We start from the raw sequence: 14252 nt of genomic DNA on the forward strand, positions 1-14252 counted from the left end.
AATACACTGGAGCGGTCCCATGCATCCCATGCGACCGCAGAGCACGAGCCCGCGCCCACCCACAGCGGGCTTCATCTAAGGTATTTCAACGGAGAAAGAGACTCATGGCAAGCAAGCACAACCGCGTTTCCCGGCCCCTCGCCACCTGCCTCGCCGCCCTGGCCGCCGCCGGCGTCTTCAGCGGCGCGCACGCCGCGCCGCCGGACACGGTCCGCGTCATCGTCGCCTTCAAGCCCGGCACCGCCGCCCAGGTGAAATCGGCCGTGAGCGCCGCCAGGGGCGCCGTCAAGCTCGAGATCTTCGGCATGAACGCGATGGCCATCGACGTGCCCGCCGTCGCCCTGAAGGGACTCGAAAACAACCCGAATGTCCAGTACATCGAGGAAGACGTGGTGCGCCGCCCCTTCGCGCTGACCACGCCGTCGACCGGCACGCCTTATGCTGCGGGCCAGCTGGTTCCCTACGGCATCAAGCTGGTGCAGGCCGACCAGGTGTCGGACGCGTTCGCGTCGAACCGCATGGTCTGCATCATCGACTCCGGCTACGACCGGAAGCACGAAGACCTCGCCGCCAACCGGGTCACCGGCGAATACGATGCCGGCACCGGCTGGTGGTACACCGACGAGAACCACCACGGCACCCACGTGGCAGGCACCGTCGCCGCCGTCAACAACAGCGGCACCGGCGTCGTCGGCGTGAACGCCAATGGCCAGCTCAGGCTGCACATCGTGAAGGTGTTCGGCAAGGACGGCTGGGCCTATTCCTCGAGCCTGGCCTCGGCCGCCAACAAATGCGGCGCGGCCGGCGCCAACGTGATCTCGATGTCGCTCGGCGGCGACCGCCGCAGCCAGACCGAGCAGGTCGCCTTCGACAAGCTGTACACCCAGGGTGTGCTGAACGTCGCGGCGGCAGGCAACGATGGCAATCGCGCCGTGTCCTATCCGGCCAACTACCATAGCGTGATGTCGATCGGTGCGCTCGACGAGAACAGGCAGTGGGCCAGCTTCTCGCAGTACAACAACAAGGTGGAACTGTCGGCGCCGGGCGTGGGCGTACTCTCGACCATCCCGATGGGCCAGGGCGTCGAGGCGGCCTTGAGCGTCGGCGGCACCGACTACGCGGCCGGCGCGATGGAAGGCTCGCCGGTGAAGACGGCGACCGCGCCCCTGGCCGATTTCGGCCTCGGCGACGCCGTCGACGGCGCCGTATCGGGCAAGGTGTGCCTGATCGCGCGCGGCAGCATCGACTTCGCGACCAAGGTGTCGAACTGCGAGAAGAGCGGCGGCGTCGGCGCGATCGTCTACAACAACGTGGCAGGGGGCTTCGGCGGCACGCTCGGCACGACCGTCACGGCGATCCCCTCGCTGACCGCCAGCCAGGCCGACGGCGCGGCGATGAAGACCCAGCTGGGCCAGAGCGCGACCGTCGCCGTGAAGGCGGCCAGCTATGCCTACTACGACGGCACCTCGATGGCGACCCCGCACGTGTCGGCCGTGGCCGCGCTGGTGTGGAGCCACTTCCCGCGATGCACCGCCGCCGAGCTGCGTGCCTCGCTCAACGCCAGCGCCCAGGACCTGGGCCCGCTGGGACGCGACACCCGGTACGGCTACGGCCTGGTGCAGGCGAAAGCGGCCTACGACCGCATCAAGTCCCTGGGCTGCGGCAAGTAAACCTGGTGACCGGCCGCTGCGCTGCCTGGCGCAGCAGCCGGTCGGCAGCGGTAGCGAAGAAGGACACTCAGGTGTCCTTTTTCTCCGTGCGCCGTTGCCCGTATCAGCGTCCGATCCCGATGCCGATGCCCACGCCGGAGCCGCGCCCGCCGCTGCCCCAGCCGCCGAAAATGGACGTCGATACGCCGCCACGGTATCCGCCGTCCCTGCTTGCCGACTGAAGAACACAATCGCGCCAAGGATCGGAGTTCATCGCATAACCCAGCCGTGTGCATGCCGGCCCGTAGAGCGCGATCATGCGCTCCATCTCAGCTTGCTGCTGCATGGCTTTCTGTTGAGGGGTACTGCATCCCAGCAAGCAAACAAGGCTCGCTGCCGTCAATATCGAGGCGCGCATGGCAGTCTCCTTAAATAATCGATCGAACCAGCTCGAGCCTGGCAGGCCGTGCGCCGATCATACATCCCATTCGAGGCGGCTGACGCACGCGGCCGGTATCGGAAGCGATGGCCGAGGCGTCTTGCTCCCCGCAATCGAAGCTGTACGACTGCACTTGGCCGTCCACGCTGCGTTCACAACGCCGAAAACGCGCGGTGCGAGCACTCGTCTCTCTCGCAACGGGCATGCACCGACTTGGCATGCCGCGCCGATGGATTGTCCCGCTGACGGCACGATGTTTCCCAACCTGGCCATCTAGTGCAAAACGGCGCCCGCCCTTACAGTAAGGGCATGGCCGATGCAATCGCATCGGCCCATCGATTTAGCGCTCCAGGAGGCAGCATGCATTCGTCCCGATTCCCCGTGTATTTCCTGTCCCATGGCGGCGGCCCCTGGCCGTGGATCGCGCAGATGCAGGACATGTACGCCACGACGGCGCGCGAGTTCGCCGCCTTGCCGCAGCGCTTGCCGGCCAGGCCGACAGCGATCCTGGTCGTTTCCGGCCATTGGGAAGCGGACGCGTTCACGGTGTCCACCGCCGTGCAGCCGCCGATGGAATACGATTACCACGGCTTTCCCGAACACACCTACCATATCCGCTATCCGGCCCCGGGCGCGCCGGCGCTGGCCGCGCGGGTGCGCGAACTGCTGTCCGGCGCCGCGATCGCCACCAGGGAAGACGCGCAACGCGGCTACGACCACGGCGTGTTCGTGCCCCTGCACCTGATGTATCCGCAGGCCGAGGTGCCGGTCGTGATGCTGTCGATGAAGTCGAACTACGATCCGGCCGAGCACCTGCGCGTGGGCCGGGCACTGGCGCCGCTGCGCGACGAGGGCGTGCTGATCGTCGGCAGCGGACTGACTTACCACAACATGCGCGGCTTCGGACGCGACGAGTCGACGCCGGTCGCCGCGGCCTTCGAGGCGTGGCTGGACGGGGCCATCAGCCAGCCCGATCCGCGCGTGCGCGACGCCATGCTGCTCGACTGGGAGCGCGGCCCCGGCGCGCGCCAGGCGCATCCGCGCGAAGACCATCTGGTACCGCTGCTGGTGGTGGCCGGCGCGGCGGGCGAAGACACCGGCCGCGCGCTTTTCGTCGACCATGTGATGAAGGTGCCGATGGCGTCCTACGAATTCGGCGGCGCCCGCCAGGCGCGGGCGTGATGTCGAAACGGCCTTCCGTGCGGCTGCCGATCAGCGCGGCGCGGCCGGCCCGATGCCGCGCAGGTAGGCCAGCAGGTCGGCGACCTGCCTCGGATTGCTCATGCCCCAGAAGCGCATCTTGGTGCCGGGCACGAGGCTGTCGGGAGATTCGATGAAGGCCGCAAGCGTCTTGTCGTTCCAGACGATGCCCGATGCGCGCATTGCCGGCGAATAGCGGAAGTCCGGCGTGCCGCCCGCGCGCCTTCCATGGACGGCGTTGAGCTGCGGCCCGAAGCCGGCGCGCGCGGACGGTCCCACGGCATGGCAGGAGGCGCAGCGCGAGGCGAACAGGCGCTGGCCGCTGGCGAGATCGGCGGCGCCGGCCCCGAGCGGCGCCAGCGCGAGCAGGGTGAGGGCGAGCCGCTGCATGGCTTGCCCTGCGCCTACTGTACCCGCACCACGCGCGCAGCGCTCGTGTGGCCGGGGACCTGCAGGAAAAAGCTGCCCAGGAGGCCGCGCGCGACTTCGACCTTCGGACTGCTCATACGCGGCAGCGCGGCTTCGCCGTCGACGACGCGCCAGACCTGGCCGTTGGCGAGCGCGATGCGCGCGCCCGGCGACCAGCCGGAAAGTTCGCCAAGCGCGGTGCTCCGGATCGTGTCGGGCTGGGCTTCCTTTTTCTTCTGCCCGGCGGCCTGGAGGCCGAAGTTCTGCTCGGGCGGGACGGCAAGGGCGGGGCGTGCCGCTGCGCCGGCCAGCGGCATCGCGTCGTAGCACGCGAGGCGGCTGGCCGTATCGGCCAGGGTGCGACACGCGATGACGGCGCCGTCGTCGGCGAGCGCGGCGCTCGACACCAGCAGGGACAGCGACAAGGTTATCTTCATGGGCTTCCAGCGCAAATCGTGCCGCACCAGGGGAGCGCGGCTTCCATGATTATAGCGGCGGGCGCACCCGGCCGGCGGCCAGCGTATCAGGCGGCCATGGCCGGCACGTCCCCCGCCCGGGCCGCGGCATCCCGGTTCACCGCCGACAGCACCGCCTTGAACGAAGCCGTCACGATATTGCTGTCGATGGCCGCGCCGAACAGGGTCGGTCCGTCCCCCACGCGCAGTTCGACGTAGCAGGCCGCGCGCGCATTCGCGCCCGAGCCGATCGCGTGTTCGTGGTAATCCATCAGGCGGATATCGATGCCGAGCGCGTTGACGAACGCGTCGATCGGGCCGTTGCCGGCGCCGCCCAGGGTACGCGGCACGCCGTTCTCGAAGGCCGACACCTCCACCTGTACCGGCGCGCCCGAGCCGGTGTCTTCCGTCATCCGGTGCGATGCGTAGCGCAAGGGCGTATCCTGTTCCAGGTATTCGCGCGAGAACAGGGCGTGGATGTCGGCGGCCGCGATTTCGCGCCCGCTGCTGTCGGCCAGCCGCTGCACCACGCGCGAGAATTCGATCTGCAGGCGGCGCGGCAGTTGCAGGCCGAATTCCTGTTCGAGCAGGTAGGCCATGCCGCCTTTGCCGGACTGGCTGTTCACGCGGATCACGGCGTCGTAGCTGCGGCCCAGGTCGGCCGGGTCGATCGGGAGATACGGCACTTCCCAGATGGCGTCGGCCTGCTGGCGCGCGAAGCCTTTCTTGATCGCGTCCTGGTGCGAGCCGGAGAAGGCCGTGAAGACCAGGTCGCCCGCATACGGGTGGCGCGGGTGGACCGGCAGCGCATTGCACTCTTCGACCAGCTGGCGCACGCTGTCGATGTCCGAAAAATCGAGGCCCGGGTGCACGCCCTGGGTGTAGAGGTTCAGGGCCAGGGTCACCAGGTCGACGTTGCCGGTGCGCTCGCCATTGCCGAACAGACAGCCCTCGACGCGGTCGGCGCCGGCCAGCACCGCCAGTTCGGCCGCCGCGACCGCCGTGCCGCGGTCGTTGTGGGGGTGGACGCTGATGACGAGCGACTCGCGGCGATCGAGGTTGCGGCACATCCATTCGATCTGGTCGGCATACACGTTCGGCGTGGCCGCTTCCACCGTCGAGGGCAGGTTGACGATCATCGGCTTGTCCGGCGTCGGCTGCCATTCGGCGCTCACCGCATCGACGATGCGCTTGGAAAAATCGAGCTCGGTCGTCGAGAACGATTCCGGCGAATATTCCAGGCCCCACTGCGTCTGCGGATGCCCCGCGGCGAGTTCCTTGATCAGGCGCGTGCCGTCGACCGCGATCTTGATGATCTCGTCCTGGGTCATGCCGAAGACGACGCGGCGGAAGACCGGTGCCACCGAGTTGTAGATGTGGACGATGGCGCGCTTGGCGCCGGCCGCCGATTCCACGGTGCGGCGAATGAGTTCCTCGCGCGCCTGGGTCAGGACGATGATGGTGACGTCGTCGGGAATGCGGTTTTCCTCGACCAGCATGCGCACGAAATCGAAGTCGGTCTGCGAAGCCGAGGGAAAGCCGACTTCGATTTCCTTGATGCCGATCTTGACCAGCATCTCGAAGAAGCGCAGCTTCTTCTCGGGGCTCATCGGCTCGATCAATGCCTGGTTACCGTCGCGCAGGTCGGTGCTCATCCAGATCGGCGGCGCGGTGATGGTCTTGCCGGGCCACTGGCGGTCGGCGATCTCGACGGCGGGGAAAGGGCGGTATTTCGAAGATGGATTGGTCAACATGGTCATGCTCCTGCTAGGGGTCTGGGGTGCCGCAATCGGCGCTTGGCGTGGCGAGGGGCTGCCGGACGGGCCACGAGACGCTAGGCCCGGCAACCGATCGGTAGCATTAGCAGCAGGCGCGGACGGGCAAGCGCCGTGGCGGCGTGGGTGACGAAGATGCTGGAGGCGGAAGAAACGAACATCGGTGCGAATTCCTGTGACTACTTTAGACAACCGGCGGGGCCGGAACGCGGTTGGATCAGGCGCGTAGTAGTAGCGCCAGCGCTAGGACGCTGGCGTGGGGCAGGGCAGTCGACAGATGCAAGTGGGAGTTCATTGACTCGACTCTAAGCGCGAAGCGGCAGGGGTGTCAAGCGTAAATTGGTGCAATGCAGTATAGACAAGCCGTCAGGGTGGCTGCGGCTGGGTCAGGAAGATCCAGGCCACGGCGATGACCACCATGCCGGTGGCGGTGATGCAGGTCCAGGTGAAGAACCATGCCGAAAGCAGGGTGGCCTGCAGGGCGCGTTCGACCAGGCAGCCGAGCGCGAAACCGAGGACGGTGAGGAAGCACCAGCGGCGCAGGTAGACCGGCAGGTATTTGCTCATGCGCCGGTTGTGCTGGGTGGCCGCATGGCGTTCGACCGGCGTGCGCGCGCCGCCGGCGTCCTGGAACAGCCAGTCGAAAAAGATGAAGCGGTAGAGCAGGGTGCGAAAACGCAGCCGCGTGCCTTGTCCGTCCCCGTGTTCGCTGGTCATGCGGGCTCCCTCCGTCTGCCTCCCGACTGCAACGTCGGCCGCCGGCCGTACGAGCGCGGCGCGCGGTTCGGCCAGTATGCCGCAAGCCGGGCCGGGCACGGCGCGCGTCTTCGCGGCAGCGCCCCAGGTTCGGGCTGGCGCCGCCGACGGGCGCGGCCCGCCGCGCACGCGCCGATCTCATCCTTGCCTCATCCTTGCTATGATGAATCCTTTCGGCGCCGCCCCGCATGGCCGCGTCACCGTCATCGAGAGGAATGCATGAAGAAAACCGTAGTCGCCCTTGCCGCGCTGGCGGCGGCCGGCGCCGCGCCGGCCCAGGAAATCGTCAGGATCGGCCACGCGGCCGCCGTGACCGGGCCGGTCGCCTATTTTGGCAAGGACACCGAGAACGGCGCGCGCATGGCGATCGAAGCGCTCAATGCACGCGGCGTGGTCGTCGCCGGCAAGAAGGTCCGCTTCGAACTCATGGCCGAGGACGATGGGGGCGACCCGAAGCAGGCCACCGGCGTGGCCCAGAAGCTGGTCGACGCGCGCGTGAACGGCGTGGTCGGCCACGAGACCTCGGGCACCACCATTCCGGCCTCGAAGATCTATCACCAGGCCGGCATTGCGCAGATTTCGCCCTCGAGCACGAGTCCCAAATACACGCAGCAGGGGTTCAATACGGCCTTTCGCGTGGTTGCCAACGACATCCAGCTGGGCCAGGCGCTGGGCCGCCATGCGGTCAAGGACATGAAGGCGATGCGGGTGGCCGTGATCGACGACCGCACCGCCTACGGCCAGGGCCTGGCGGCGGAGTTCGCCAAGAGCCTCAAGCAGCAGGGCGCGCAGGTGGTGGCGCGCGAATACACGCACGACAAGGCGACCGATTTCAACGCCATCCTCACCAGGATCCGCGCGCAAAAGCCCGATCTGGTCTTCTTCGGCGGCATGAGCGCGGTGGCCGGCCCGATGCTGCGCCAGATGAAGCAGCTCGGTTTCGAGGCCAGGATGATGGGCGGCGACGGTATCTGCTCGGACGAGATCCACAAGCTCGCCGGCGGCGCGATGGCCGACGGCCAGGTCTTCTGCGCCGAAGCCGGTGGGGTCGACGCGGCCGGCCGCGCGGGGCTGGACAAGTTCCGGGCCGACTACAGGAAGCGTTTCGGTATCGACGTCCAGATCAACGCGCCGTATGCCTACGATGCGGTGATGACGATGGCCGACGCCATGGTGAAGGCCGGGTCGACCGCGCCGGCCAGGTACCTGCCGGCCCTGGCCAGGACCGCCTACCGGGGCGTGACCGGGCCGATCGCCTTCGACGCGCGCGGCGACATCCGCGACGGCAGCATCACGCTGTTTACCTTCAAGGGCGGCAAGCGCACGGTCCTGGCGGTCACGAAGTAGACATGCGCCGCCGCCTGCCAGAACTTCTCGTCGGGCATGAAGGTCAAAGGTCCGCTGCCGCGCTCGGGCGCCGGGTGCGGGCATTCCCGCCGCAGGCCGCCATGGATGTGCCGGAATTTCCCGCAATGGCGCTACACTGGTGCCAGCGCATGCGGTTCGCATAAGGCCGGCATGCCCCGATCGCGTTCCCACCATGCCGCAACCTTCAGGGAGGACGGGCCGCATGGCGGGCGCGGAGAAAGTCGATAACGACGAACCGGTCTGCCTGCTCAACGGCGACTGCCGCATGTTCCGCACCGTGAAGCTGCCGTTGTTCGACGAGCAGCGGCGCGTGGTCGGCCTGTGCGGCATCTCGACCGACATCACCGAAGCGCGGCGCGCGGTCGAGGAAGTCGTCCGCCGCAACGAGCTGCTCGATTCGATCCTGGCCAATGTCGACGGCGCCATCTACCTGAAGGACCAGCAAGGGCGCTACCTGTGTTTGCCCTGATGCGCGAGCACCGCATCGAGGCCGGCTGCCTGGAGATGGAGTTGACCGAATCGATGATGATGTCCGACCCCGGCCCGGCGATCGCCATCCTGCACCGCCTGCGGGGCGGCGGCGTAGGATGGCGCTCGCACACAAGCTCGACATGCACGTGGTGGCCGAGGGCGTGGAGACGCCCGAGCAGCAGCGCGCGCTGGCGGCCTGCGACTGCGACCTGTTCCAGGGTGTCCTGTTCAGCCGGCCGATGTCGGCGCGGGCCGCGACGCAATTCCTGCAAACCGGGCGCTGAGGGGGCGCGCCGCGGCGCCTGCCGGAATACGGGGCGCGGACGCCGCGATCTCGTGCGCTGCCATTCATGCGCCGGCGCCGGCCTTGCGCTGGGGTCGCAGCAAGGGATAGGGATTGATCGCACCGCCCGCCTCGTAGATGCCGTAGTGCAGATGCGGCGGCGTGCCGGCGGCGTTGCCGCTGGTACCGACATAACCGAGCACCGTTCCCGGCCGCACGCGCTGGCCGTTCTCGATGTCGGCATAGCGGTCCAGGTGCGCATAATAATGGCGCTGGCCGCCCGGTCCGAGGACCCACACCACCTGGCCGCCGAGCCGGTTGGTCGACACGCGCAGCACGATCCCTTCGGTGGCGGCGGTCACCGCGGTGCCGCGCTTGGCGAAGATGTCGATCCCTTCGTGCTTGCGGCCCTCGCCGCGGGCGCCGTGCCAGGTGTCGCGCAGGCCGCGTGCTTCGACCCCGCGCACCGGCACCGGCAGCGCGCTCGGTGCGGGCAGCGAAGCCAGGCGCATCGCATACAGCATGTTGTCGATGTACGGGCCGAACAGGGCATAGGCGCCCAGCAGCAGGAGCGCGAGCACGGCGCCGCGCAGCAGGATTCGCATCGGGTCTCCGGGGGGTAACACGGTCCAGGTTGATTGTAATGCGGGTGCGCCGGACGCGCCGACGCGAACGCCGGGCGGGGAGCGGGGCGTTCGCCGGTCGATGCGCGCCGCCGGCGCGCCGCGGATTGGGGGAGGTCCCTAGAACCTATTGCTCCTTGCCCATCACGTCCTGGTCCAGGCTATGGCCAAGCTCGGCCTGCTTGCTCGCGCCGCCTTGCCCGCCTTGCCGGTCGGTGCCGCCGCGGCTGCCCTGGCCGGCCTGGCCGTCCCGGGATGTCTGGCCGCGCCTGGCGCGCGTGCCGCGGCCGAGCGCCGGCGTGGTGTCGGTGTCGTCCGTATCGGCCGATTGGCGGTTGCCGGCCCGATAGCCGCTGTCGTCGCTCGACGGCATGCCGATTCCGCCGTCGCGGGTGCCGGTATTCAGGTTGCCTGTCGTGCCGGTAATGCCGGCACTGCTGGTGCCCACGCCCGTCAGTTCGTCGTAGTAGCGGCCTTTCGTGCCCTTGCCCTTGTTCTCGCCCATTGCTGCCTCCTGCTGTCGGTGATCGATTCCCCCATGCTAACCCTCGGCCCGACGTGGACAATAGGCGCATGGGAGAGAGACTTGTAGGAGGTGTCGGACGCGGTGTCAACAACACCGCCGGCTGGCAGTGTTGCCGCTTCCTCAATGCCCGTGCTGCTTTTCGTACTCGTCCGCTTCGGCCTTGGTCGCGTGCACGATGCCGTCCGGGTGCTCGGGCGGGGTGTACAAGGTGTACAGGCGCAGCGGTTCGGTCTGCGAGGTGTTGAGGACATTGTGCTCGGTGCCGGCCGGGATCACCACGGCGACGCCGTCGGCCAGGGCGTGTTCTTCGCCGTCGAGAATGGCCTTGCCTTCGCCCTGTTCGACGCGGATGAACTGGTCATGGCCGTCGTGGTGTTCCATGCCGATTTCCTCGCCGGGCTGCAAGGTCATGATGACGAGCTGGCTGCGCTGCGTGGTGTACAGGACTTCGCGGAAGTTATTGCCCGCAAGAGTTTTTTCTTCGATATTAATACTGTAGCCGGACATCATTTCTCCATTAGAAAGCAGGCGCCGACCGGATGCGGCGCCATGCCGTTTTATTGTATAGCCTGTGCGGCAACGGCGCCGGCGGCGCACTCGCCGCCTTGCGCCGCATCCGGATCTGTTTGCCAAAATTCACATTTATTTCCGGTCGAACACTTAGCGCTTCCACCCGCGCTCGCGCGCCGCACGCTCGGCCGCGGCATCGAAGGCGGTGCCGGCGATGCGTTCGTCGATGGCTTCCAGCACTGCGCCGGGCGTGCTGCTCGCGGCCTGGCGGTAGGCGCCGGCGGCGGCCGGGGCTTCCTTGAGTACCGCAATGCGCCAGTGGTCGCCGTCGCGGCAGGCCAGGCCGGCATTGGCGCCGACATGGAAGCTGCGGCAATATCCGCCGTCGCGGCTGGCGAAGCTGACGCCGATGCGCACCGGGCTGTCCGGGGCCGGATCGCTCGCCAGCTGGCGCGACAGGGCGCCGGCCAGCTGGCCGCGCGCGACCAGCCGCCCGCCGGCGTCGGCGGTCACGAATCCGCCCGCATCGCTGCCGCTAAACCACAAACTGCCGGCAAGTACGCCGACCACCAGGGTCGCTGCCAGCGCTCCCCATTGTGGCCAGGCGCGCGGCAGAGACGGGGCCGGCGCCGGCTGCGGGGCCTGGGCGCGCAGCTTGGCGTTGCGCGCCGCGTCGAAGGACAGCACTTTCGCGCCTTGCGGCTGCAGGCGCGCCGGCACCGGCTCGTCGGCGATGCCGGCAAAGGCGGCGTACACATCGCGGCGCAGGGCGCGGTGGCGCTCGACGGCGGCCGCCAGTGCCGCATCGGCCCGCACGGCACGCTCGACTTCGCCGCGCAGCGGTTCGTCGAGTTCGCCGTCGGCATAGGCCATCAGGATTTCGTCGGAATAGTTCATGGCGCGCTTCCTTCGTCGGACAAGAGTGTTTGCAAGGCCTCGCGGGCACGGGCCAGGCGGCTGGTGAGGGTACCCACCGGGATATCGAGCACGGCAGCTGCTTCCTTGTAGGGCAAGCCGTCGACCAGCACCAGGCCGACCACCATGCGGTGCTCCTCGGACAACTTGCGCATCGCCTGCTGCACGGCGATGCGCTGCTGGTGGTCGCGGGCGCCGTCGTGGCCGACGTGCTCGCCTTCCTCCTCGGGCGCGAAGACCGCGTCGCGCCGCACCCGGCTGCGCACTTCATCGATCCAGGCGTTGCGGATGATGCGAAACAGCCAGCTGTCGAGCCGGGTACCGTCGGTATATTGCTCGCTGCGCCCGAGCGCGCGTTCCATCGCGACCTGGACCAGGTCGTCGGCATCTTCGCGGTGGAAGGTAATGGAGCGCGCGAAGCGGCGCATCCGGGGCAGCAGGGCGGCAAGTTCAGTGGCGAGCATGGGGGCGGTCGGGTTCACATGGATTAAACGTTCAGCGCAGGGATTTTATTCCATCCGCCAAACGTTTTTCTTTTACGACGTCCACATCCTTTATGATCGCGAGCATGAAACCGCCTCCAACCACCTCCATCGGCCTGGTCCTGGCCCTGCTGTCATGCCTGGGCGGCAGCGCCCAGGCCCAACTGCGCCTGCCCGCGCTGAACCTGCCGCAAACGATCGGCGCGCCCGGATTCGACAACGTGGTGCGTCCGGCAGAGCGCCTGATCGACCGCGCGGTGCCGGGCGACCAGCGCGCCCTGCGCCTGAACGCCGTCGAGTCGCTCCTGCAACGCCACCGCGCCGTGCTGGAAGCGGACCCGCGCGGCGAACCGGTGGTGCGGCGCGAGCTGCTCGCCAATACCCCCAGCGCGGCCGGCCTGCGCGCGGCGCGCGAGCTCGGCATCGAAATCGTGCGCGAAGAGCGCTTCGAGGAATTCGGCGAGGTCCTGGTCGTGCTGCGCGTGCCGCCGCAGATCGGCACGCAGGAAGCGCTGGCGCGCCTGCGCGCGCTCGACCCGGCCGGCTCCTACGATTTCAACCATCTGTACACGGGCAGCGCCGCGCTGCCGCTGGCGGGCGCCGCCGCCGGCACCGATGGCGGCCGCGCGGCCGGTCCTGGCGCCGGCGCAGTCGGCCTGGTCGACAGCGGCGTCGACCTGGCGCATCCGGTGTTCGAGGACGCCGCCATCGACACGTTCGGCTGCGGCGGCAAGCGCATGCCCGCGCCGCACGGCACGGCGGTCGCCGCGCTGATGGTCGGGCAGGGCGAGCGCTTCCGGGGCGCCGCGCCCGGCACCCGCCTGTATGCAGCCGACATCTATTGCGACAGTCCGACCGGCGGCTCGGCCGACAAGATCGCCGCGGCCCTGGGCTGGATGGCGCGTTCGCGCGTCGGCGTGGTCAATATCAGCCTGGTCGGGCCGCCGAACGCGACGCTGGAACGGGTCGTCGCCGCCATGCTCGAACGCGGCCACCTGCTGGTGGCGGCGGTCGGCAACGACGGACCGGCCGCGCCGCCCCTGTATCCGGCCAGTTACCCGGGCGTGGTCGGCGTGACCGGCGTCGACCGCCAGGGCCGTCCGCTGCCGGAGGCGGGACGCGGTCCGCAGGTGATGTTCGCCGCGCCGGGCAGCCAGATGGTCAGCGCCGCGCCGGGTACGCCGCCCTTCCGCCAGGTGCGCGGCACCTCGTTCGCCGCGCCGATCGTGGCGGCCCTGCTGTCGAAGGCCTTGCCGCAACCGGAGCGCGCCGCCGCGGCGCAGGCGCTGGCGGCGCTGGCCGCGCAGGCGGTGCGCGGGTCCGACGCGGTGGGCGATGCGGTCGGCAAAGGGGTCGGCAATCCGACGGGCCACGGCGTGGTCGGCGCGGCGCTGCGGATCGAACCGTCACGCTTTCGATAAAAATTTGGCGCTGTCACCGCTACGTGTAGAAATGGAACTGCTGGGCTCTAGCGAGGTCGAACTGCCATCGACCATCGAGCGGAGTCTGGTAACGGATGGGCATCGGGCGTACCGGAGCTTTGCGCGCGAAGCGGGCATCTCGCACCGGTACGTGAGCCTGCGCCTGGGCGAGCGGGTGCGCGGCGCCGTCCATGTGCAAAACGTGAATGCCTATCAGCGCCGATTCAGGCAGTGGCTGGCAAGCTCGCATGGTGTTGCCTCACGCTACTTGCCGAATTACCTGGGCTGGCGCTGGGCGCTCGATGGCGAGCGCATTGCGTCACCGGAGCGCTTCCTGCGAGCGGCAATGGGACTCGTCCACACGTAACGGTGACAGCGCCAAAATTTTCAGAAATATTTTCGGATGGATGGATTAAACGGCCGAGTCCGTTCGTTTTCCTGATAACGGCGCCTCTTTGCGCGCTTCACTCAGGAGAAACCATCATGAAAATCAACACCATCGCTCGCCAGATCGCCATCGTCCTCGCCCTGTCCGCCGCCGCGTCGGCGCAGGCACAGCTGCTCGGCGGGGGAGGCGGCCTGGGCGGCTCCGTGGGCGGCATGATCGGCGGCGCCGGCAGCATCGGCGGCGGCATGAGCGGCATGGGCCAGATGGGCAGCCGCGGCATGCCCGATATGCAGCGGGTCGAGCGCAGCGTCGGCGGCCGCGCCTCGGGCTCGGCCGAAGCGCGCGGCGGCATGGCTGGCGGCTTGAGCTCGGGCCTGGCCGGCGCCCGCGGCGCCGGGATCGCGGCCGCCAGCGCCGCCGGCGAGGCGGGCGGCGCCTTGCGCGGCGCGGCACGCGGCAGCGGCGATGCCACCATGGACCGCGCCTCGGACAGCGCGCAAGCGGCCCAGGCCACGCAAGCCGGCGGCGGCATCGCCGGCGGCCTGCGCTCCGGCCTGGGCGGCGCGCGCGGCGCCGGCGCGGC

16 protein-coding genes and 2 pseudogenes are annotated in these 14252 nt (G+C 68.8%); 8 read left to right on the top strand and 10 right to left on the bottom strand.

Translation table 11 applies throughout. The features are described 5' to 3' along the window. The first annotated feature begins 104 nt into the window (after positions 1 to 104). The gene (locus tag ACFPOU_RS23495; RefSeq protein ID WP_379727465.1) at positions 105 to 1670 is read left to right on the top strand and encodes a S8 family serine peptidase; all 1566 of its coding nucleotides are present in this window, start codon (positions 105 to 107) and stop codon (positions 1668 to 1670) included. Between the two features lie 103 nt (positions 1671 to 1773). Here ACFPOU_RS23495 and ACFPOU_RS23500 read toward each other — a convergent pair whose 3' ends face one another. Further along, positions 1774 to 2067, bottom strand: a complete 294-nt coding sequence (locus ACFPOU_RS23500; protein WP_379727468.1) for a hypothetical protein — start codon at positions 2065 to 2067, stop codon at positions 1774 to 1776. A 381-nt stretch (positions 2068 to 2448) separates the two neighbouring features. Here ACFPOU_RS23500 and ACFPOU_RS23505 point away from each other — a divergent pair, with 381 nt between their 5' ends. Next, complete coding sequence (locus ACFPOU_RS23505) at positions 2449 to 3270, top strand: DODA-type extradiol aromatic ring-opening family dioxygenase (protein ID WP_379727471.1); 822 nt, start codon at positions 2449 to 2451, stop codon at positions 3268 to 3270. 30 nt (positions 3271 to 3300) lie between these two features. Here ACFPOU_RS23505 and ACFPOU_RS23510 read toward each other — a convergent pair whose 3' ends face one another. The 4 genes from ACFPOU_RS23510 to ACFPOU_RS23525 form a co-directional block, all read right to left on the bottom strand. Continuing rightward, entirely contained in the window at positions 3301 to 3678 is a 378-nt protein-coding gene (locus ACFPOU_RS23510; protein WP_379727474.1) for a c-type cytochrome, read from the bottom strand. Between the two features lie 14 nt (positions 3679 to 3692). Next, positions 3693 to 4133: a hypothetical protein gene (locus tag ACFPOU_RS23515; RefSeq protein ID WP_379727477.1), complete on the bottom strand. Its 441-nt coding sequence runs from the start codon at positions 4131 to 4133 to the stop codon at positions 3693 to 3695. 86 nt (positions 4134 to 4219) lie between these two features. Beyond that, positions 4220 to 5905 carry a 2-isopropylmalate synthase gene (gene leuA, locus ACFPOU_RS23520; RefSeq protein ID WP_379727479.1) on the bottom strand — a complete coding sequence of 562 codons (1686 nt, stop codon included), beginning with the start codon at positions 5903 to 5905 and terminating at the stop codon, positions 4220 to 4222. A gap of 387 nt (positions 5906 to 6292) precedes the next feature. Then, complete coding sequence (locus ACFPOU_RS23525; RefSeq protein WP_379727482.1) at positions 6293 to 6643, bottom strand: hypothetical protein; 351 nt, start codon at positions 6641 to 6643, stop codon at positions 6293 to 6295. A 258-nt stretch (positions 6644 to 6901) separates the two neighbouring features. Between ACFPOU_RS23525 and ACFPOU_RS23530 the strand changes: the two genes are divergently transcribed. From ACFPOU_RS23530 to ACFPOU_RS23540, 3 genes are all read left to right on the top strand, one after another. Then, positions 6902 to 8029 (top strand): branched-chain amino acid ABC transporter substrate-binding protein, encoded by a 1128-nt coding sequence (locus tag ACFPOU_RS23530; protein ID WP_379727485.1) that lies wholly within the window; start codon positions 6902 to 6904, stop codon positions 8027 to 8029. Between the two features lie 223 nt (positions 8030 to 8252). Continuing rightward, positions 8253 to 8519 carry a PAS domain-containing protein gene (locus ACFPOU_RS23535; protein ID WP_379727488.1) on the top strand — a complete coding sequence of 89 codons (267 nt, stop codon included), beginning with the start codon at positions 8253 to 8255 and terminating at the stop codon, positions 8517 to 8519. 118 nt (positions 8520 to 8637) lie between these two features. Next, positions 8638 to 8805 carry an EAL domain-containing protein gene (locus ACFPOU_RS23540; RefSeq protein ID WP_379727491.1) on the top strand — a complete coding sequence of 56 codons (168 nt, stop codon included), beginning with the start codon at positions 8638 to 8640 and terminating at the stop codon, positions 8803 to 8805. Between the two features lie 64 nt (positions 8806 to 8869). On the opposite strand, the gene ACFPOU_RS23545 is transcribed toward ACFPOU_RS23540, so the two are convergent. The 5 genes from ACFPOU_RS23545 to ACFPOU_RS23565 all read right to left on the bottom strand — a co-directional run bounded on the left by ACFPOU_RS23545 (position 8870) and on the right by ACFPOU_RS23565 (position 11842). Then, on the bottom strand, positions 8870 to 9409 hold the full coding sequence (locus tag ACFPOU_RS23545) for a M23 family metallopeptidase (protein ID WP_379727494.1): 540 nt from the start codon (positions 9407 to 9409) through the stop codon (positions 8870 to 8872). 145 nt (positions 9410 to 9554) lie between these two features. Beyond that, positions 9555 to 9932, bottom strand: coding sequence for a hypothetical protein (locus tag ACFPOU_RS23550; protein WP_379727497.1), 378 nt, complete (start codon positions 9930 to 9932; stop codon positions 9555 to 9557). Between the two features lie 141 nt (positions 9933 to 10073). Beyond that, complete coding sequence (locus tag ACFPOU_RS23555) at positions 10074 to 10460, bottom strand: cupin domain-containing protein (protein WP_379727500.1); 387 nt, start codon at positions 10458 to 10460, stop codon at positions 10074 to 10076. A gap of 153 nt (positions 10461 to 10613) precedes the next feature. Then, entirely contained in the window at positions 10614 to 11360 is a 747-nt protein-coding gene (locus ACFPOU_RS23560) for an anti-sigma factor (RefSeq protein WP_379727503.1), read from the bottom strand. Beyond that, positions 11357 to 11842 (bottom strand): RNA polymerase sigma factor, encoded by a 486-nt coding sequence (locus ACFPOU_RS23565; protein WP_379727506.1) that lies wholly within the window; start codon positions 11840 to 11842, stop codon positions 11357 to 11359. The genes ACFPOU_RS23560 and ACFPOU_RS23565 overlap by 4 nt, the downstream gene beginning before the upstream one ends. Positions 11843 to 11946: 104 nt before the next feature. Between ACFPOU_RS23565 and ACFPOU_RS23570 the strand changes: the two genes are divergently transcribed. The 3 genes and pseudogenes from ACFPOU_RS23570 to ACFPOU_RS23580 form a co-directional block, all read left to right on the top strand. After that, positions 11947 to 13281 (top strand): S8 family serine peptidase, encoded by a 1335-nt coding sequence (locus tag ACFPOU_RS23570; protein ID WP_379727509.1) that lies wholly within the window; start codon positions 11947 to 11949, stop codon positions 13279 to 13281. Positions 13282 to 13366: 85 nt separating this feature from the next. Continuing rightward, a pseudogene (locus tag ACFPOU_RS23575) lies at positions 13367 to 13656 on the top strand (IS1595 family transposase); the annotation flags it as partial. 108 nt (positions 13657 to 13764) lie between these two features. Then, positions 13765 to 14252, top strand: a pseudogene (locus tag ACFPOU_RS23580) (hypothetical protein); the annotation flags it as partial.

Source organism: Massilia jejuensis, assembly GCF_042656795.1.
Taxonomy (GTDB): domain Bacteria; phylum Pseudomonadota; class Gammaproteobacteria; order Burkholderiales; family Burkholderiaceae_D; genus Telluria; species Telluria jejuensis.